The 19,227-nt window shown below is 72.4% G+C and carries 16 protein-coding genes and 2 pseudogenes; 12 read left to right on the top strand and 6 right to left on the bottom strand.

The genetic code is table 11. The features are described from left to right. The 5 genes and pseudogenes from ACWED2_RS47160 to ACWED2_RS47140 form a co-directional block, all read left to right on the top strand. Window positions 1–342, top strand: a pseudogene (locus ACWED2_RS47160) (NDP-hexose 4-ketoreductase); the annotation flags it as partial. Between the two features lie 227 nt (window positions 343–569). Beyond that, complete coding sequence (locus ACWED2_RS47155; protein ID WP_449697021.1) at window positions 570–1,772, top strand: DUF6004 family protein; 1,203 nt, start codon at window positions 570–572, stop codon at window positions 1,770–1,772. A gap of 137 nt (window positions 1,773–1,909) precedes the next feature. Continuing rightward, a complete protein-coding gene (locus ACWED2_RS47150) occupies window positions 1,910–2,815 on the top strand; it encodes a methyltransferase domain-containing protein (RefSeq protein WP_449697020.1) in 906 nt (301 codons plus the stop codon). Further along, window positions 2,815–3,453, top strand: coding sequence for a hypothetical protein (locus tag ACWED2_RS47145; protein ID WP_449697019.1), 639 nt, complete (start codon window positions 2,815–2,817; stop codon window positions 3,451–3,453). Before ACWED2_RS47150 ends, ACWED2_RS47145 begins: the two co-directional genes overlap by 1 nt. A gap of 31 nt (window positions 3,454–3,484) precedes the next feature. Beyond that, window positions 3,485–4,780, top strand: a complete 1,296-nt coding sequence (locus ACWED2_RS47140; RefSeq protein WP_449697018.1) for an ABC1 kinase family protein — start codon at window positions 3,485–3,487, stop codon at window positions 4,778–4,780. A gap of 41 nt (window positions 4,781–4,821) precedes the next feature. On the opposite strand, the gene ACWED2_RS47135 is transcribed toward ACWED2_RS47140, so the two are convergent. After that, window positions 4,822–6,588: an ABC transporter substrate-binding protein gene (locus ACWED2_RS47135; RefSeq protein WP_449697016.1), complete on the bottom strand. Its 1,767-nt coding sequence runs from the start codon at window positions 6,586–6,588 to the stop codon at window positions 4,822–4,824. 196 nt (window positions 6,589–6,784) lie between these two features. Between ACWED2_RS47135 and ACWED2_RS47130 the strand changes: the two genes are divergently transcribed. The 6 genes from ACWED2_RS47130 to ACWED2_RS47105 are packed head-to-tail and all read left to right on the top strand — an operon-like array spanning window position 6,785 to window position 13,155. After that, entirely contained in the window at window positions 6,785–7,555 is a 771-nt protein-coding gene (locus ACWED2_RS47130) for a crotonobetainyl-CoA--carnitine CoA-transferase (protein WP_449697015.1), read from the top strand. Further along, on the top strand, window positions 7,552–8,811 hold the full coding sequence (locus ACWED2_RS47125) for an aminotransferase class V-fold PLP-dependent enzyme (RefSeq protein WP_449697014.1): 1,260 nt from the start codon (window positions 7,552–7,554) through the stop codon (window positions 8,809–8,811). The genes ACWED2_RS47130 and ACWED2_RS47125 overlap by 4 nt, the downstream gene beginning before the upstream one ends. Then, window positions 8,808–9,668: a class I SAM-dependent methyltransferase gene (locus tag ACWED2_RS47120; protein ID WP_449697013.1), complete on the top strand. Its 861-nt coding sequence runs from the start codon at window positions 8,808–8,810 to the stop codon at window positions 9,666–9,668. The genes ACWED2_RS47125 and ACWED2_RS47120 overlap by 4 nt, the downstream gene beginning before the upstream one ends. After that, on the top strand, window positions 9,665–10,813 hold the full coding sequence (locus ACWED2_RS47115) for a trans-sulfuration enzyme family protein (protein ID WP_449697012.1): 1,149 nt from the start codon (window positions 9,665–9,667) through the stop codon (window positions 10,811–10,813). Before ACWED2_RS47120 ends, ACWED2_RS47115 begins: the two co-directional genes overlap by 4 nt. Continuing rightward, on the top strand, window positions 10,810–11,706 hold the full coding sequence (locus ACWED2_RS47110) for a homocysteine S-methyltransferase family protein (protein WP_449697011.1): 897 nt from the start codon (window positions 10,810–10,812) through the stop codon (window positions 11,704–11,706). The genes ACWED2_RS47115 and ACWED2_RS47110 overlap by 4 nt, the downstream gene beginning before the upstream one ends. A gap of 54 nt (window positions 11,707–11,760) precedes the next feature. Further along, a complete protein-coding gene (locus ACWED2_RS47105; protein ID WP_449697010.1) occupies window positions 11,761–13,155 on the top strand; it encodes an aminotransferase class V-fold PLP-dependent enzyme in 1,395 nt (464 codons plus the stop codon). A 13-nt stretch (window positions 13,156–13,168) separates the two neighbouring features. Here ACWED2_RS47105 and ACWED2_RS47100 read toward each other — a convergent pair whose 3' ends face one another. From ACWED2_RS47100 to ACWED2_RS47080, 5 genes are read right to left on the bottom strand one after another with little or no spacing between them, the layout of a single operon-like run. Then, window positions 13,169–14,377: a DUF885 domain-containing protein gene (locus tag ACWED2_RS47100; RefSeq protein WP_449697009.1), complete on the bottom strand. Its 1,209-nt coding sequence runs from the start codon at window positions 14,375–14,377 to the stop codon at window positions 13,169–13,171. Continuing rightward, window positions 14,374–14,991: a class I SAM-dependent methyltransferase gene (locus tag ACWED2_RS47095; RefSeq protein WP_449697008.1), complete on the bottom strand. Its 618-nt coding sequence runs from the start codon at window positions 14,989–14,991 to the stop codon at window positions 14,374–14,376. The genes ACWED2_RS47100 and ACWED2_RS47095 overlap by 4 nt, the downstream gene beginning before the upstream one ends. Before the next feature lie 43 nt (window positions 14,992–15,034). Further along, complete coding sequence (gene add, locus ACWED2_RS47090; RefSeq protein WP_449697007.1) at window positions 15,035–16,045, bottom strand: adenosine deaminase; 1,011 nt, start codon at window positions 16,043–16,045, stop codon at window positions 15,035–15,037. Next, window positions 16,042–17,382 (bottom strand): metallopeptidase TldD-related protein, encoded by a 1,341-nt coding sequence (locus tag ACWED2_RS47085; RefSeq protein ID WP_449697006.1) that lies wholly within the window; start codon window positions 17,380–17,382, stop codon window positions 16,042–16,044. Before ACWED2_RS47085 ends, add begins: the two co-directional genes overlap by 4 nt. Further along, on the bottom strand, window positions 17,379–18,881 hold the full coding sequence (locus ACWED2_RS47080; RefSeq protein WP_449697005.1) for a TldD/PmbA family protein: 1,503 nt from the start codon (window positions 18,879–18,881) through the stop codon (window positions 17,379–17,381). Before ACWED2_RS47080 ends, ACWED2_RS47085 begins: the two co-directional genes overlap by 4 nt. 125 nt (window positions 18,882–19,006) lie before the next feature. Here ACWED2_RS47080 and ACWED2_RS47075 point away from each other — a divergent pair. Beyond that, window positions 19,007–19,227 (top strand): annotated as a pseudogene (locus ACWED2_RS47075) (hypothetical protein); the annotation flags it as partial.

The following is a 19,227-nucleotide window of genomic DNA, read 5'->3' as shown; positions in this document are numbered from 1 at the left end:
CAGGAACAGATCATCCAGATGGTCGATTTGATGATCGGCCGGGTCGAGACCCAGCTCAAGGCCAAGGACATGGAGCTGGAGCTCACCGCGAAGGCGAAGTCGCTGCTGGCCAAGCGCGGCTTCGACCCGGTGCTGGGTGCGCGGCCGCTGCGCCGCACGATCCAGCGCGAGATCGAGGACCAGCTGTCGGAGAAGATCCTCTTCGGCGAGGTCGAGCCCGGCCAGATCATCCTGGTCGACGTCGAGGGCTGGAGCGGCAACCCCGAGGAAGGGGAAGCGCTCGCCGCCGCCGAGCTCACCTTCCGGGGTGCGGACCGCCCGGTGGTCGTCCCGGCCGGCTGAGCGCCGGGCTCGCAGGAGCCGCCCCGGCACAGCTCGCCGCCGGGGCGGCTCCTGCGCATTCGGGTGGTTCTCCTGGTCGAAGGCCTCCTCCGGTGGGCCGTACGCATTGACTTAAAGCTTTAAAAACATATAGTAACCAGGTGAGGAGCGGTCAAGCTCCCGCGCCCGGTCGCCTTAGGCATCGGACAGCTCATCACGAACCCGTACAGACGCTGGAGGTGTCTGGATTGAGTTCTCTGAAGGAGACCTACGAATCACTGAACCTGGAGCCGAAGCCGATCCGCCCGCACATCCTGGCCGCGGCCACGGTGGCCTTCGGTGAGGACTACTACGCCGGGCGCCGGGAGACGATCAACCTCTCGGGCTTCGTCCAGCTGAACAAGTGGCCGATGCCCGGCTTCGAACACAGCGTGGACGAACGGGGCTACGCCGAGTTCCAGACCGAGCTGATCAGCGCGCCCGAGGTCGGCATCAAGGGCTACAGCTACGAGCTCGACGACCGCATCCAGGTCCTGTCGAACCCGTTCCTGCCCAACAGCGGCCACGTGCGCCAGATCGTGCCCGGCAAGAACTTCCCCGCCGAGTTCTACATCCGCCGGTTCGGCATCCTCGAGTCCAGCACGCTGCGGCTCGCGCACCGCAACGTCATCGACATCTACGGTGTCGTCGACAACGTGCCGCCGTTCAAGAAGCCGCTGACGGGCCCGTACCTGGGCAAGCCGCGCGGCGACGGCCCGTTCGACGTCATGCAGGCCCCGAACGTCGTGCGCGGCACGACGCTGCCCGAAGCCTGGTACCCGGCCAACGACGACAACGAACCCGTGGGCATCACGCCGAGCATGTTCTTCCTGCCGAGCGCCGGGCCGTGCATGTCGATGCTGGTCGACCCGTCGATGATCATGCAGGTCTCGCTCGAAGGCGCCGCCAAGGTCGAGGTCGGCGGCAAGACGCACACGATCGAGCTGTCCGGCGACTACAAGAAGGCCGCCGGCGTCGAGGTCCTGCTGTTCGGGCCGGACAAGCACGACGACGGTCCCGGCGTACTGGCCCAGTTCTCCCGGATCGCGGTTTCCGGGCACTGCGACGCGCTCGGCGGCCGGGTCATGCTGCGGGTCAGCTGGCCGCGTCCCTCCGGCGGATCGCTCGGCGAGGGCACCGAAGAAAGCCTGAGCCAGGTGCGCTTCCCGAGCGAGCTGCACGTCGACACCGAGTTCGAGCTGGTGACCCCCGAGGTCACGCTGTACGCCACCAACCCGTTGCACGTGAGCGGGAAGCTGAACGACATGGAGGCCACCGGGACCACGCTGCGCAGCAACGGCGTGGACACGGCACTGGTCACCACCGGGGACGAGGTCCGCGCGCGGCTCACGGGCGTGGAACTGGTCATGCGCGACGCGTTCGTCGGCGAGCACGCCGCCGTCAACGTCTGACGGCCCCGGGCGGCCGCCGTCGCCGACCGGCCGCCCGGGCGTCTTCCCACCGAACCACGAACACCGATGGGGCAGCGAAACCCTTGCCGGGCAGCGGAAAGCGACGCCCGGCACGGGTGCCCCGGCCGGAGGCGGGGATGGACAAGCGACTGTTGCTGATGCACCAGATGATGCTCGCGGACCGTCCCCGGCTGCGCGCTTACGACCGCGCGCTCGAGCAGGCCGTCGGTCCCGGCGACGTCGTCGCCGACGTCGGGTCCGGCACGCTCGCGCTGTCCTTGCTCGCCCTGCGCCACGGCGCGGAGCACGTCTACGCGGTCGAGGCCGACCCGCAGCTGGCCGAGGTCGCGGCGGGCATCGTCCGGGCGAACGACCTCAAAGGACGGATCACCCTCGTCGAGGGCGACGCGCGGGTGGCCCGGCTGCCGTCGCGCTGCGACGTCGTGGTGTCCGAGCTGATGGGCAACCTGGGGCCCGAAGAGGGGATGCTGCCGGCGCTGTCCGCGTTCGCCCGGCGGAACCTCCGCCCGGGTGGCGTGCTCGTCCCGGAGAGACTGCGTACTTTCCTGCGGGCGGTGGAGTTCGACGCCGAAGGGTGGGGGATCTGGGACACGGACTTCTTCGGCTACCGCCTCGAATCCGTGCTCGACGCGGCGGAACCCCAGGCTCAGCTCCACTTCTTCCAACGGCCGCCGCGGCTGCTGTCCGAGCCGGTCGCGGTCTACGACGTCCGGGCCGGCGAACGGGAAACCGCCTGGCCGCCCGCCGCCGCGACCCGGCTGCCGATCGTCCGCGACGGCACGCTGCACGCGATCATCGGCTACTTCACGGCCGATCTCGCCGCCGGGACGAGCCTGGCCAACTTCCCGTCCTACCCCGGCTGCAACTGGGCGGTCTGGGTTTGGCCGCTGCGGCACACCCGCGTCGGGCCCGGCGACGAGGTCGAAGCGCGCCTGCGGTCCCCCGGGCGGGGCCCGGCCTCGCGGGTCGCGACGGAGTGGCGGCTGGACTGCGGGATCGCCCGGGCGCAGGGGAGGCCGTGATGCCGATCTCCGTGGGCACGGTGCGGGACATCCCGGTGCGCGCGCTCAAGCTCTGCGGGCTGACCTGGTCCGGTGAATACCTCTGGTTCTCCGAAGCGGTGTCGAGCCAGATCATGGCGCTCGACCCGTCGACCGGCGCCGTGGACCGGCGCATCGCCTGCCCCGAGGTCCGCACCGACCTGACCACCGTCGGCGGCCACCTGGTGCAGGTGGTCGGCGACCGCCGCGCGCTGAAGGTCATCGACCCCGCCACCGGCGAATTCATCGCGGAGCTGCCCAATCCCCGTCCCGACGGGGTCCTTTGCGGGCTCGAGGCGACGTCGCACGGGGTGTGGTTCGGGTACGAGAAGCCGCGCGTGATCGAGCTGCGCAGCGCCGACGACTGGGAGCTGATCGACCGGATCCCGGTCAGCCACCCGGTCGCCGGGCTGACGGTTTCCGACAGCTACCTCGCCTACGCCGACTACCGCGGCGGCACCATCTACCTGGTGGACATCCGGCGGCGGCGGGAGGTCGCCTGTTTCGACGTCGCCGGCAACCCGACCGGGCTCACCTGGGACGGCAGCCGGATCTGGTACTGCGACTACACCACCCTGCAGCTGCGGGCGATCGAGGTGCCCGGGATCAGCGGCGCCTGACGACCGCCGGCTCCCGGGCCCGGAGGTGAGAATGACGGTGCGGCTGCGTCACCGAGCCGGTCTGGTCGTGCGCGCGGTGCAGGTGCTGGGCCTGACCGCGGTGGTGCTGGTGACCGCGGCCACCGGCGCGCTGGCCCGCGCGACCGTGGGTGGGCGACCGGCCGCGCGCCGGTACCTCTACCACCGCTGCACGGCGTTGCTGATGCTGCTCGGCCCGGCGTTCGTCAAGGCGGGGCAGGTGCTCGGAACCCGTCGTGACGTCCTGCCGGCCGGGTTCTGCGACGCGCTGTCCACGCTGCAGGACTCCGTGACGCCGATGAGCCCGGCCGAGACCGCGGCCGCGCTGGCCGATGCCTACGCCGGCTGCCGCGACGACGTCTTCGCCGAGCTGGACACCCGGCCGGTCGCCAGCGGCAGCGTCGCGTCGGTGTACCGGGCCCGCCTGCGCTCCGGCGAGGACGTCGCGGTGAAGCTGCGCCGGCCGGGGATCGACCGCGTCATGCGGCGGGACCTGGCGCTGGTCCGTGCGGGCGCCGGCCTGGCGGCCCGGCTGCCGGTGTTCCGCGGCGTGCCGGTGACCGAGGTGGTGGATGCGATGTGCGACGCCGTGCTCGGGCAGCTCGACTTCGAACGCGAGGCCGCCAACCTCCGGCGGCTCCGGGCCAACCTCGCCGTCGTCCCGCGGGTCTGGGTGCCGAAGGTGCACCCCGGCGCCTGCCGTCCGGCTTGCATCGTCATGGAGTTCATCCCGGGGCTGACGATGGGCACGGCCGAGGGCAGCCCGGCCGTGACCCGGCGGCGGTTCGCCGCGTCCGGCATCGCCGCGATGTACCAGATGCTCTTCGTCGACGGGTTCGTCCACTGCGACATGCACCCCGGGAACCTGTACTTCACCGACGGCGCGCAGGTCGTCGTCCTCGACGCCGGATTCAGCGTGCAGCTCACCGAGCGCCTGCGCCGGCTGTTCGCGGAGTTCTTCATGAACATGTCCATCGGCCGCGGCAGGCGCGCGGCGGAGGTCGTCATCGAAAGCTCGGCCCGGCTGGATCCGGACGCCGACGTCGAGGGGTTCACCGTCCGGATGGCGGACCTGGTCGAGCGGTGCCACGGCTTGCCGGCCCGGGAGTTCAGCCTGATCGGCTTCGCCACGGAGATGTTCGACCTGCAGCGCCGGCACGGGGTGCACGCCGCCGCGGAGCTGATCTTCCCGTTGCTCTCGCTGCTGGTGATCGAGGGGACGATCCGCGACCTCGACCCCGGCCTGGACTTCCAGCAGGCGGCGCGGCCGCAGCTGATGCTCGGCCTCTTCGGAACGCCGCGGGGCTGACCCGGCGGTGGCGGAGATATCCGCCACCGCCGGCGGTCCGTTCAGTCGACCGGGTCGAGCCAGAGGTTGGTGATGTCGAAGAACTCGATCTGCGGCACGTGCACCGCGTTGCGGACCCGGCTCCCGTGGTAGCGCGAGGTCATCGCGGCGAAGGACAGGATCGGCACGATCGGCAGGTCCTTCATCACCTCGACGTCGACCTGGTGCCACAGCTCTTCGGCGGCGGCCGGGTCGGCTTCGGACAGCGCGCGGTCGATCAGGTCGTCGACGATCGGGCTGCTGTACCCGCCGTAGTTCGTCGTCCCCGGCGCGTCGTTGGTCTGGAACAGCGGCTGCACGATCACCCGGCCGTTGTTGCCGAACCAGTCCGGCGTGAAGCCGGGTTCCGCGATGTCCCACGCCCCGGCCCGGCCCGCCTCGGGGTCCGACAGCGCGGACCCGTAGTACTCGGCCTGGCTGAAGCTGCGGTAGTCGAGGGTGATGCCGATCTTCGCGAGGTTGGCCGCCACGACCTCCATCACCTTGAGGTGGATGCCGATCTTGCGGACCGCGGCGATCAGGGTCAGCCCGTCGCCGTAGCCCGCTTCGACCAGGAGCGCGCGGGCCTTCTCCAGGTCGCCTCGATCGCCGGGGGTCGGGTAGGGGTTGAACTCGCGGTGCCCGATGCTTCCCACCGGGATCACCGAGTGCAGCGGCTGGTTCGGCGCGTCGAGCACGTCGAGGATCTCGCCGATCGCGACCTTGTCCACGGAGTAGGCGATGGCCTGGCGGACCTTCAGCACGCTCATCGCGCCGCCTTGGTTCGGGCTGCGCAGGTTGAACACCAGGTACGGGTTGAGCGCGAAGCCGGGGTAGCTGCGCGGTGCGGCGTCCTGGCCGGTCTTGGGCCGCGCCCACGAGACCGCCGTGTAGGACCAGGCCAGGTCGATCTCGCCCGCGTCCATCTTGGCCTGCGTTTCGGCGATCGGCTCGGCCGCGACGGTGATTTCGACCCGGTCGACGTACTGGTTGCGGATGAAGTCGGTTTCCTTGCGCCAGACGGGGTTGCGTTCCATCGAGATGGCGGTGCCGCCGTCGGCGTAGCGGGTGAGCCGGTAGGGCGCGCAGGACAGCAGGTTCCGCCGGAACTCCATGCTGTCGGGTAGGTAGGCGTCGTACTCGGCCGGCGCCGGTGCGGTGAACCCGGTGGCGAGGATGTTGAGGAAGTCGTTGGCCGGGCGGCGCAGTGTGAACACCAGCGTGTGGTCGTCGGCGGCGCGGACGCCGCGGATCTCGTGGCCGTCCTGGAACGCCGCGAGCGCGGCCGCGGTCGGCTCGACGTTCTCGAAGGCCGTGCGGTAGGCGTCGCAGTACTCCTGCATGCCTTCGATCGTGCTGGTGAAGTAGTGCAGCGCGCCGGCGCCGGACACCGGGTTCGGCAGCCGCTTCAGGCCGCGGACGACGTCGTGCGCGGTCACTTCCCGCGGGGGCGTGGAGTCCCAGAGCACGCCGCGGTGCAGCCGGACGGTGTAGGTGAGCCCGTCCTCGCTGATCCCGCCGTTCTCGCGGGTGGGCAGTTCGGCGGCGAGGTCGGGGGCGGGGGTGAAGGAGTCGGCGGCGTCCGAGAGGTCGTCGGTCGCCGGGTAGGCGAACAGATGCCGGGACAACGCCCGCAGGATCTGCGCCGACGTCGCGTAGTAGGCGCTCGCGGTGTCGATGTGGTCCACCCCGCCCGGCCCGGTCAAGCGCAGGGTGCCGCCGTACCGGGGTTCGCCGCGGGTGCCGGCGGCTCGGGGTGCCGTGACGGGACGAGGTGTGGTGCTGGTCATCGTTCAGCCACCTTCCGCGCGGACTGGTGCTGGTCTGGTCCGGCGCCAACTTTAGCCCCCTACGCGCGACAAGCGCTATACGATAGAGAAGTGAAACCCGAGGGATCATGGCCATTCGGGGGAAGTTGGAGTAGATAGTCCTAAAATGTATAGTCACTGACACGATGTTCTGAACGTGCCGCGATCGGGGGCGGGGATGGCCTGGGAAGAACGCGTGCGGGCGCCGGACTTCGCCCGGGTGGCCGAGCGCTACCGGGCGCTCCACCCGGCCGCGGGCGGAGCGCCCGCCGTACCCGCCGAGGCGTTCGGGGACATCACGGTCCGCTTCGACGAGGCGTACTGCCGGGAGGTCGCGGACGTGTTCGAGCACGCACCGCACCACGTCGACGACCCCGCGCTGGCCGGCTCGTACGACCGGCTGATCCGCGAGAGCCGGCAGCAGTACCTGGCCCTGCGGGACGCGGGACTGGAGGTCCGGCCGTGGATCGGCGGCGGCCAGCCGTACCGCGACTCGGCCGAGCTGATCGCTGGGGTCCGCGGGACGGGTGTGCTGCACGTCTTCCTCACGCGAGACGGTCACGGCCCGGGCCCGCAGCGGGCCGGGCACCCGATGCTCGGCCGTTCGGGGATCGTCGCGCACGGCGTCGACTTCACCCACAACGACGTCTTCCGCGTGGTCCACGACGTGTTCGGGCACGTCCTGCCGGGACACGGCTTCGGCCCGCGCGGCGAGTTCAAGGCGGCCTACTGCCACATGCAGGTCTTCTCCGCCGAGGCACACCCGGCGCTGTTCACCGAGCAGATCGGCCAGGTCGCCTGGTACTTCTACGGGCCGCACCGCCGCGGCGACCCGCCCCGCCGGACCTGGCCGTACGCGGAGCAGAAGGTCTTCCCCTACGACGCCCGGTACCTGACCGAATTCCGGCGCATGTTCGCGGTGCGCCCGTCCTCCCAGGAGCGCGCATGACCCGGACGACGTCCCGGCCGCTGACCGCCGCGGTCAAGGCCGACTTCCCGATCTTCGGTCGGGTCGACCTCGCCTACCTCGACAACGCCGCGACGACGCAGAAGCCGAGGGTCGTCCTCGACGCGATGACCGCGTTCTACGGCACGGTGAACAGCAATGTCGGGCGCGGCCACCACAGTCTCGCCATGGCCGCCTCCGCCTGCTACGACCAGGCGCGGGCCAAGGTCGCGGAGATGATCGGTGCCGGTCACGACGACGAGGTGGTCTTCACCGCGGGCACGACGGCGTCGGTGAACCTGGTGGCGGACACGCTGGGCCCGCGGCTCGTGGGTGCGGGCGACCAGGTGGTCGTCACCGGCATGGAGCACAACTCGAATCTGCTGCCGTGGCGCCGCCTGTGCGAACGCGCGGGCGCGGAGCTGGTCGTCGTCCCGGTGACCGCGGCCGGCTCGGTCGCCGAGGCGGACTGGTCGGCGGCGTTCGGGCCGCGCACGCGGCTCGCCGCCTGCACCGAAGTGTCCAATGTGCTCGGCACGGTCAACCCGGTGCGGGCGATGGCGGACGTGGCGCACCGCGCCGGTGTCCCGCTCGTCGTCGACGGCGCGCAGGCCGTGCCCCACCGCGCGGTCGACGTTCGCGCGCTCGGCGCCGACTTCTACTGCTTCTCCGCCCACAAGGTGTACGGGCCGATGGGCGTCGGCGTGCTCTACGGCACTCGTGAGTGGCTGCACGACCTGGCGCCGTACCAGGTCGGCGGGGGCACGGTGAAGGGTGTGTCGCTCGCGGCGCCGGTGGCCTACGTCCCCGTACCGGCGCGGCTGGAGGCCGGGACACCGAACGTCGCGGGCGCCGTCGGGCTCGCCACCGCGCTCGACTACGTGGCCGAGCTCGGCTGGGACGCCGTCGAAGAGCACAATGCCGTGCTCGTGCGCGAAGCCGTGCGGATGCTCGGCGGCTTCGACCGGGTCCGGGTGGTCGGCGACCCCGCGGCCGCGCCGAGCGGCATCGTCTCCTTCGCCGTCGACGGCATCCACCCCTACGACGTCGGCGGGCACCTGGACGCGAACGGTGTGGCCGTGCGCTGCGGGGTGCACTGCGCCAGCACGTTCCTCGACAGCCTGGACCTGCTCGGCACGATCCGGCTTTCGTTCGCCGTCTACAACACCGAAGCCGATCTCGAGCGGGTCGCGGAGGCGCTGGACACGCTGTCGCCCGGCGAGTGGACGGCCGAGCACCCCGGAGAGCGGTTCCTGTGACGCGCGAGGTGGTGCCGGACCCGGTGACCACGCGCCGGGACCAGCGGGCGATCTGGGACGCGGTCAGCCCCGGCTGGCAACGCTGGTCGGCGGCGTTCGAACGGGGGGCCGCACCGGTCACCGAGCGGCTGCTGGAGCTCGGCGGCGTCCGGGCCGGGCAGAGCGTGCTCGACATCGGCACGGGTCTCGGCGAACCGGCGCTGACGGCGGCGGCGCGGGTCGGACCGGCGGGCTCGGTCCTCGGGATCGACCTCTCGCCGGTGATGGTCGCGGCGGCCCGCGCCCGGAGCGCGCCCGGCGTCCCCGCCGACTTCGCGGTCGGCGACGTCGAAACGATGGCACTGCCCGCGCGATCCTTCGACGTCGTGCTGAGCCGGTGGGCGCTGGGCTTCGCGGCGGACCGGGTGGCGACGCTGCGCGCGGCGGCCCGGCTGCTGCGGCCGTCCGGCGTGCTCGCGGCGGCGGTCTGGGGCCGGCCCGAGCTGGTCCCGGTGATTTCGCTCGCCTTCGCGGTCATCGCGGAACGGTTCTCGCCGTCCGGGCCGCCGCCGGGACCGGGTCCCTTCGCGATGGCCGACCCCGCGCGGACCGCGGCCGAGTTCGCGGCGGCGGGGTTCGCCGACGTCACGGTGACCGAGCTGGCGGTGACGTTCGAGCTGGACTCCGTTCCGGCCTTCGCGGAGTTCGCCCGCGACATCCTGCCCCCGGGCATGGTGCGGTTGCTCGCCGCGCGGTCACCGGCCGAGCGGGACGCGGTGTGGGCGGCGTTCGCCGCGGCGGCGGCCCGGTTCCGGATACCGGACGGCCGGGTCGAGGTCCCCGCGACGACGTGGTGCGTGCGCGCGGTGGCGCCATGAGGTTCGACACGCGCCTGGTGCACGTCGGCCAGGAGCCGGAACCCGGCGTCGGCGGAGTGGTGCCACCGCTGCACCTCGCGAGCACTTACGAGCGGGGCGTGCAGGACCCGTTGCGGTACTTCTATTCCCGCACCGAGAACCCGACCCGGGAGAACCTGGAGCGCTGCCTGGCGTCGCTGGAAGACGCGCAGGCGGCGACCGTGTACGCGTCGGGGCAGGCCGCGGCCGCCGCCGCGCTGCTGGTCCTCGCCCCGTCGGGCCGGGTGCTGTGCTCCGACGACGTCTACGGTGGCACCCACGAGCTGTTCACCCAGCTGCGGGGGACAGGCGTCGACGTCGAGTACGCCGACCTCGCCGATCCCGAGGTGCTCGCCGGGCTCCGGTTCGGCGATTTCTCCCTGGTGTGGCTGGAAACGCCCAGCAACCCGATGCTGAAGCTCGTCGACGTCGAGGCCGTCGTCCGGCGGGCGCGGCGCGCGGGAGTGCCCGTCCTGGTGGACAACACCCTGGCGGGCCCGGCGCTGCAGCAGCCGTTGCGGCTCGGCGCGGACGTCTCCCTCTACAGCACCACCAAGGCCGCGGCCGGGCACCTGGACGTGCTCGGCGGCGCGCTGGTGTACGACCGCGCCGAACTGCACGAACGGTTCCTGGCCCATCGCGGCGCGACCGGCGCGGTCCCCGGCGCGTTCGACTGCTTCCTGGTACACCGCGGGCTGAAGACGCTCGCGGTACGCACCCGCCGTCAGGTCGAAACCGCGGCCTTCCTGGCCGATCTGCTGGGCCGGGAGCCGACGGTCGGGGCGGTCCGCTACCCGGGCCTGCCCACCCATCCCGGCCACGAGCTGGCGGCGCGGCAGATGACGGCGCCGGGTTCGATGCTCTCGTTCGACTACCTCGGCGACCCGGCCAAGCTCCTCGACCGCGTCGAAGTGTTCACCTGCGCGGTCAGCCTCGGCGGCGTGCGTTCCCTGATCGAGCTGCCGGCGTCGATGACGCACCGGCCGGTGCCGCCGGAGATCCGCGCCCGGCTCGGCATCACCGACAGCCTGGTCCGGCTGTCGATCGGGATCGAAGACCCGGCGGATCTGGCCGCCGACCTGACCGCGGCCCTCCGCGGCGAGTCCGGAAAGGACGGACGTTCATGACCGAACCGCCGACCACCACCCTGCTCGACGGCGGGCTCGCCACGGGGTTGCGAGCCACCGGTGTCCCGCTGACGGCGCCGTGGTGGACCACGCGCGCGGTGCTGAACGAGGCACGCCGGTCCGTCCTCCGGGGCCTGCACGTCGCGTTCCTCGCCGCCGGCGCGGACGTGATCACCGCCAACACCTTCCGCTGCAACCTCCGCGCGCTGCGGGCGGCGGGGCTGGACGCGGCCGGGCTCGCCTGGATGGTGCACGCCGCGGTCGGCGTCGCGCTGGCCGCGCGCACGGAGGCCGGCGGCGCGGGCACCCCGCTCGTCGCCGGGTCGATGGCACCGGTGGAAGACTGCTACCGGCCGGACCTCGTGCCCGGCGACGACGAGCTGCGCGAGGAACACCGCTGGCTGGCTGTCGAACTGCGGCGGGCCCGGGTCGACCTCGTGCTCGTCGAGACGATGAACACCGTCCGGGAGGCGGTGATCGCGGTCGATGCGGTGCGCGCCGCAGGCGGCCGGGCCTGGGCCGGGTTCGTGTGCGAGGGAGACCGGCTGCTTTCCGGCGAGAGCCTCGCCGCGGCGGCCCGGGCGGCCGAGGACGCCGGCGCGGAGGCCGTGCTGGTCAACTGCACGACGCCGGCCGACACCGGAACCTGCCTGGCCGTCCTGCGCGCCACGTGCCGGGGCAGGATCGGGGCGTACCCGAACCTCGAGAACCGGTCCAGGATCCCGCCGCGGACCCACGTCGACCGGACGCTCCCCGAGGCTCTGACCCCGGCCGAGTTCGGCGAGCTGGTGGCCAAGTGGCAGGCGGAACACCGGCCGGACATCCTCGGTGGCTGCTGCGGGACCACCCCGGCACACCTCGCGGCCGCCCGGGACGCGCTGGCCCGCCCCTGACCGAATCGGCACGTCGCGCGTGGCCGGCGGCCGCGCGAGGAGGGAATGAACGCCGTGGAGAGCAACGAATCGGCCGTCGTCGCCTTGGCCAGGGAACGTACCGAAGCAGCGGCACAGGGCGGCGGCGGTGGCGACCGCAGCCCGGCGGTCGCCATGCCCGTCGTGGACGTCCCGGGCGGCCCGCTGGAGGACCCGGCGAACTGGGCGAAGGTGCGGGAACTGTTCACCATCGATCCGAAGCTGGTCCACCTCAACGTCGGCACGGTCGGCTCGGTTCCGCGGCCGGTGCTGGAGCTGCTGCGGACGACCGACTACGACTACGCCCGCCGCCCGCGCGACCCGTACCCGCCGACCACCCAGCTCGCCGCCCGGTCGGTGCTCGCCCGTTCCTATGGGTGCGACCCCGACGAACTGGCCATCGTGCAGGGCGCCACCGACGGGAACGCCCGCATCCTCAACGGGCTCGAGCTGGGCGAAGGCGACGAGGTCGTCACCACCGACCACGAGTGCTACACGATGCAGGCGCCGCTCAACGCGTTGCACAATCGCCGGGGAGTCGAGATCAGGAAGCTCACCCCGCGGCTGGGACCCGACCAGGATGCCGACGAGATCGTGGCGATGTTCGAGAACGCCATCACCAGCCGGACCAAGGTGCTGCAGTGGGCGGCAGTCACCTTCACCGTGGGAACCACCTTCCCGACCCGGCGGCTGGCGGAGCTCGCTCAGCGGCACGGGCTGATCTCGGTGGTGGACGGCGCGCACCTGCCCGGGCAGTTCGACTTCGACCTGCACGAGCTGGGCGTGGACTTCCTGAGCGGCTCGGGGTCGAAGTACCAGTGCGGCCCGCTCGGAACGGGGATCCTCTACGCGCGCAACAAGGTCCTGCCCGAGTACAACCCCCGGCCACTGCCCGCGTTCTGGCCGGTGATCTCGCTCTGGTACCCGATCGAGGGCGAGCTGCCGCCGCGCACGACCGATCGCGAGCCCACCTACGACATCGGCACGTACGTGCAGAAGACGGGCTCGTCCGACCTCTCCCGGGGCCCCGCGCTGCAGGCGGTCTGCGAGATCTGGGACCGCATCGGCCGGGAGAACATCCAGCGGTACGTGTTCGGGTTGTGCCGCCACGCCAAGGAACGCGTCGCCGAGCACTGGGGCCGCGAGTCCCTCTTCAGCCCGCTCGACGACGAGCGCCTGCACTCGGGCATGGTGGCCTTCCAGCCGTTCCGCGACCCCGCCGACGCTGCCGACCTGGCCAAGTTCGTCCGGCTGGAGGAGCGGATGGAGGAGGAGTACGGGGTCAACCTCCGGTTCACCTTCTTCCCGGAGCGCGATCACCCCGCGGAGCGGTTCGCCGTCCGGCTCGCCCCGCACCTCTACAACAGCCGGGACGAGGTCGACTACACGATCGACGCGCTGATCAAGATCACCGCGGAACTGGCTTCCTGAAACCGTTGCCGGCTCAGCCGGCCGCTTCGGCGGCCAGCTGAGCCGGCAGCAGCGGCTCACGCAGCAACCGCGCGAACCGGTCGGCGACGCTCTCCCCGGGGTCTCGCGCGGCCAGCCAGGCCCCGACCAGCCGGGAGCCTTCGATGTAGGTCACCGTGTAGGCCCGCCACAGCGGGTCCTGCAGGAACCGCACCATGTGCCGGGCACGAGCCTCGGTGACCAGCATCGTGCGGCGCAGGAACGCGACGACGTCTTCGGCGTCGGTGTGGCGGTCGTGCAGCAGCAGCGCCGCGTCCTGGCGGGCCGGCAGGAGCCGCGCGGTAACCGGCAGCAGCCGTTCGGCCAGGTCCCCGTCGAACGCCGGCCCGAAGCGGTCCAGCACGGCGGCGACCGGCCGGCCCCAGCCGTCCGGGTAGGCCGCGGCCAGCGCCCGTTCTCCGATGCCCTCGGCGACGAGGCACTGCGGCGTGTTGACCAGCGACAGGGTGTGCTCGGTCTCGCCGCGGTCGCGGACCAGCAGCTGCTCCTTGACGCAGTGGTCGGCGTGGTGACCCGGATAGGCCTCGTGCGTGACCAGGTGGGGCAGCGCGGAGCAGCCGTGCCCGGCGTCCGTGTTGAGCGAGATCGTCGAGTGGAATCCGCCGTGGTACCGGTTGAACGCGTTCCACGGCCGGTCGGTGACGGCTTCGAAGCGGACCTCGTCGGCCTCGGCAAGGGTGAACCGGTCCCGGAAGGCGTCCCGCAGCTGGCCGGCCAGCGCCGCGGCGGCCGGTTCGAGGAGGGCGGCCGGCATGCGGTCGCGCTCGTGGAAGGCCGCCAGCCGGGCCGCGGGGCTGCCCGGCCCCGGCAGCACCTGCCGGATCTCGTCGTGTGCGGCCAGGTAGACGTCGGGGTCGGCGAGCTCGATCCGGACGCCGAAGTAGGCCTCGATCTCGGCCGGGAACGACAGCTCGCGACCCGCCAGCCGGTCGGCGACGCAGGCGAGCGCCCGCAGCTGGGCGTCGAGGAACGTGGCGCGCGGCTCGCCGAGTTCGCTGTCGTGCAGTCGTCGGCGCAGCTCGCGCGCGTCGGCGGCCAGCTCGGCGGGCACCGGCACCGGCTCGGCGGCCACTTGCGCGGCCAGCGCGGGATCGCCGAACCAGCAATCGACGAATCCCTCGACCAGCCGGCCCAGGCGCAGTCCGAGCCGGAGGTAGCCGCGGACCACCTGGTCGGCGGTCACGGCGTGCGCACGCAGCGGAACGCGAGCCAGGGCGCGCCGTCGTCGCCGTCGGGCCCTTCGACGGCTTCGGTCAGCTGGAAGCCGCAGTACCGCAGTTCGCGGATCCACGTCTCGAACCGGCGGTGGTGGGCGGTCCGCCCGCCCCGGCGGCGATGGCCCGGGCGTGGTCCCTCGGCGAAGTAGCCCGCGGTACCCGCGGTGGCCAGGGGATGGTCCAGCGCACACACCAGGCGGCCGGCCGGGACGAGGTGGTGGTGGAAGGTTTCGAGCACTCGCGCGAGGTTGCCGACGTGCCCGGGCGTGCCGGCGTACACGACGTCGAAAGTGCCGAGGTCGTGGCCGGCCCAGCGGTCGAGGTCCGTGGTGCGCACGTCGGCGGGGTGGCCGTCCAGCTCCGCCAGCACCGCCGCACGCGAAGACTCCCCGTCGGCCAGGCCCACGTACCGGCCGTGCCGGGCGAGGTGGGCCGCGATCGCCGGGTCGGCGCAGCCGAAGTCGAGCACCGGCCTCCCCCGCGGGGCACCGAGGAGCGCCTCGAGCGAGCCGAGCCGGTCCTGCGCAGGCGGTTCGGCGGCGATGGCGACGGTGTCCGCGCCGGGGCCGGTGCGTGTCATGGGCTCCCCGTTCCTGCTCCGGTCGAGGTGAACTGACTATACGTTAATGTACTGTTCTGGTGGAGTCGATCTCACGCAGCAGCGCCTCCCGGGTGGCCGGCGGGCAGAACGCGGCTCGCGCGCCGGCGCGGGCCAGCGAGCGCAGTTCCGCTTCGGTGAGCCCGAACTCGTCCCGGCAAAGCCGGTATTCGCCGTTCAGGCTGCAGCCGAACAGCCCCGGGTCGTCGCTGCCGAGCGTCACCGGCACGCCGGCGGCCAGGAGCGCGGGCAGCGGGTGGGCCGCGAGGCCGGCGACCGCCCGGGTGCGCAGGTTCGACGTCGGGCAGATCTCGAGGGTGATTCCACGCTCGGAGAGCTCCGCGGTGAGCCAGGGGTCGCGCACGCACCCGATGCCGTGCCCGATGCGGTCGGCGCGCAGGTCCACGACCGCCGAGCGCACCTCCTCGGGCCCCGTCGTCTCGCCGGCGTGGGGCACGCTGCGCAGTCCGGCCGCGCGCGCTCGCCGGAACACGTCCCGGAACAGCCGCCGGGGTACCCCGGCCTCCGGGCCGCCCAGGCCGAACCCCACCGTCCCGGCCGGCTGGTGCCGCAGCACCCAGTCGAGAGCGGCCTCGGCGCCGTCCGGGCCGTCGTCGCCGGAGGCATCGAAGATCCACGCGATGTCGATGCCGGCACAGGCCGCTCGCGCCCGCCCTTCGTCCAGCGCCTCAGCGATCTCCTCGGGCGCCATCCCGGATTTCAGGTGCGACAACGGCGTGACGGTGACTTCGGCGTACCGCACCCGGTTGCGGGCGAACTCGCGCCGAAGGCCGGTGACGAGCGTCAGCAGGTCGGCCCCGGCCGTCACGAGCCGGTTGACCGCGGTGTAGACCTCGAGGAAGTGGGCGAAGCCGGTGAAGGCGCAGAAGCGTTCGAGCGCGGCGAGGTCGCGCGGCACGCCACGACCCGGGTGCCGCGCCGCGAGTTCGGCGACCGTGGCCAGGTCGGCCGAGCCGAGCAGGTGGACGTGCAGCTCCACCTTCGGCAGGGCGGCGACGAACGCCCCGGCGGTCATGAGCTGCTGGGGGAAGAGACACCGAAGTCGGCGACCCGCAGAGCGGGCATGGCCGTCCGGGCTCGGGCGTCGGCCCACTCCCGGGGCAGCGCGCGCTCGGTACACCCGGTCTCGGTGACGCGCCCGAGCACGTCGACGGGGCTCTCGTTGAACCGGAAGTCGGGCACCGCGCCGGTCACTTCGCCGTTTTCGACCAGGTACACGCCATCACGGGTGAGTCCGGTCAGCAGCAGCGTCCGCGGGTCGACGTCGCGCAGGTACCACAGGGAAGTCAGCAGCAGGCCGCGCTGGGTGCGGGCGATCAGCGCGTCGAGCCCGTCGGCGGAACCTCCGGTGAGGACCAGGTTGCCGATCTCGGGCGTCCGGCCGGGGTCGACGAGAGCGGTGAGCACGCCGTCGGTGATCCAATCGGTGCGGGAGAGCGGGAACCCGTTGTCGAAGACCGACGCCGTCGCGCCGGACGCTTTCGCCACCGTGAACGGCACGCATTCCAGACCGGGTTCGGCGGGGTCGCTGTAGAGCGTCAGGCGGGCGCCGGTGAGCCGTTCACCGATGCGGGTGCCGCCGGCCGGGCCGCTGAACACCGATCCGCCGTCGACCGCCTCCTGGGCGGTCGCGGCCTCGTAGAGGTGCAGCATCAGGTCGGCGGTCGCGGACGGGGGTAGCAGCACCTCGTACCGCCCCGGGCGTAGGGGGACCTGCCGGCGCGCCCAGGAAAGGCGTTCGCGCAGGTGCCGGACGGTTGCTTCGGGGTCGGCCTCGGCGAAGTCGCCGACCACGTGGCCGCACCACGCGGACGCCGTGCGGTCTGCCGTCTTCGCGGTGAGGTCCAGCAACCCGGCCGGGCGGCTGTGGTGCAGGCGCAGCCCGGTCGAAGTCGCCAGGCAGGTGGTGAGCACCCGGTGCTCGGCGTAGCCGTAGAGCAGGTGCCCGGTTCCGCGTGCGTCCTCGAAAGCCCGCGCGAGATCCGCGACGAAGTGCCCGAACGGTGTCTCGGTTGCGGCGAGGGGGCCGCAACCCCGGCCGTTGCCGCCGGCCGGTGCGCGCAGCGTCCGGGGCCGCTCGGCGCGAATCGCCTGAGCGGCGGCGTGTTCGGCCGCGCGGACGAGCCGGGTGACCGTTGCGGCGTCCAGCCCGCCGTTGGCCGTCGCGGCGCCGGTGGCGCCGTCCGCGACGGCGATGACCGTGAGGCTCTCCGTACGGGTGCGCCCGCTCGTCGTCGGACGGTTGCCCGCCCACCGCAGGTGCGTGACCGACGTGTCGTCCGCGATCGCCACGCAGCCGTCGGCGTCGCGGCAGGCCGACAGGGCCAGTTCGGCCCAGTCCTCCGCGCTCATCGATTCGCCGTGTCGAGGACGCGGATCCCGCGGAACAGCGCACTGGGGCAGCCATGGCTGGTCGCGGCCGCCTGGACCGGCTGTCCTTTCCCGCACAGGTCGGCGCCGAAGACGCCGTAGGTGCCCGGGCCGCCGAGCCCGGCCAGCGCCGCCCAGAACTCGAGGGTCCTGGCTTGGTAGGCGAGGCCGGCCAGCTGGCCGCACAGCCGCCCGTGGTGGATCCGGTAGGCGCGCTGGGCGGAGAACTGGAAGTTGTCCCGGCGCGAGTCGATCGAGAAGCTGTCCGAGCCGACCAGGTAGACGCCGTCCGTGACGTCGGAGATGAGACTCGCGGTGTCGGTGTCGTCGGTGCCCGGCCGCAGCGAGACGTTCGGCATCCGCTGCAGTGGCAGGTCGGTGCCGGTGCTGGCGTAGGCACAGCCGTTGGAGCGGGCGCCGAGCACGGCCGCGGTGCGCCGGTCCAGCTGGAAGCCCGTCAGCACGCCGTCTTCGACGAGCGGCCACGACTGCGCGGCCACGCCCTCGTCGTCGAATCCGACGGTGGCCAGTGCGTGCGGTGTCGTCCGGTCGGCGACGACCTGCATGAGCGGTGAGCCGAAGCGGAGCCGGCCGAGATCGTCCGGCGCGGCGAAGGTGGTTCCGGCGTACGCGGCTTCATGTCCCAGGGCCCGGTCCAGCTCTGTCGCGTGGCCCACGGACTCGTGGATGGTCAGCCAGAGCTGGGACGGGTCGAGCACCAGGTCGAGGTGGCCGGGGCGGACGGGTTCGGCGCGGCATTTTTCCGCCAGCTGTTCGGGCAGCCGCGCGAGTTCCCCGGCCCAGTCCCACCCTTCGCCGCCGACGTATTCCCAGCCCCGCGCGGCAGGTGGCCCCAGGGTGCGCAGGGTGGCGAAGGTGCCGGCGCCGAAGCCGGCCACCAGGAGCTGAGGATGGACCCGGACGCGTTGCTGGGTGGTGACCGTACCGGCCAGGTCGGCGTAGAACTTGTGCTCCTTGGTCACCACGAGCTTGCCCAGCACTTGCTGGACCTCGGCCGCGTCGAGCAGCGGCGCGGACCAGTCGGCGAGCGTCGCGAACCGCTCCGCCGCCGGCACGGCCAGCGGGTCGAGCCGGAACTCCGACAGCCAGGTTTCGCCGGGATGGACGGGTTCCTCGCTCGGCTGCCCGGAGTCGGAGCCCAGTGCCAGGCACGCGTTCGCGATGGTCATCGCGTCCTCGGCCGCCTCGGCCGCCGCGGCCGGCGTGAGAGCGGAGGTGCCGGCGAAGCCCCACGCACCGGCTCGGGCGACCCGGACCGACAGCCCGGTCGTCGTCACGTCCCGATCGGCCCGGGGTTTTCCGTTGTGGGTCAAGGACTGCGCGGTCCGCGTCCGGTCGACGCGAAGAGAAGCGTGCGTGGCGCCGAGAACACGGGCCCGGTCCAGCGCGGCGTCGGCGAGATCCGCCAGTGGCAGCTCGGTGAAGGACGGATCGACGGTCCGGCCGGTACGCGTGGGCACCGCGAGCTCCCCTCGCTTGGTCTCTTGACCTCAGCCTCACGTTAATTAGTATCGATTACTTAAGTCAAGCGGACGGCTGTCCGCCGGCCTGTCCGCTGCGGGCGCGACGACTCAGGGGAGCGACCATGACGTCCGGCAACCTGGCACGACCGGCCTTTCTGACCGAGCTCAACAGCCGGTGGCACCACCGCGCGCTCGCGGTGTTCATGGTGATCGTGATCGCCCACTGGGCCGAGCACATCGTGCAGGCGGTCCAGATCTACGCGCTGGGCTGGCCGGCGCCGAAGGCGCGTGGGGTGCTCGGGATGCCGTTCCCGTGGCTGATTTCGCAGGAATGGCTGCACTA

Source organism: Amycolatopsis sp. NPDC005003 (genome assembly GCF_053600695.1).
This window is presented reverse-complemented; position numbering and strand designations above follow the sequence as displayed.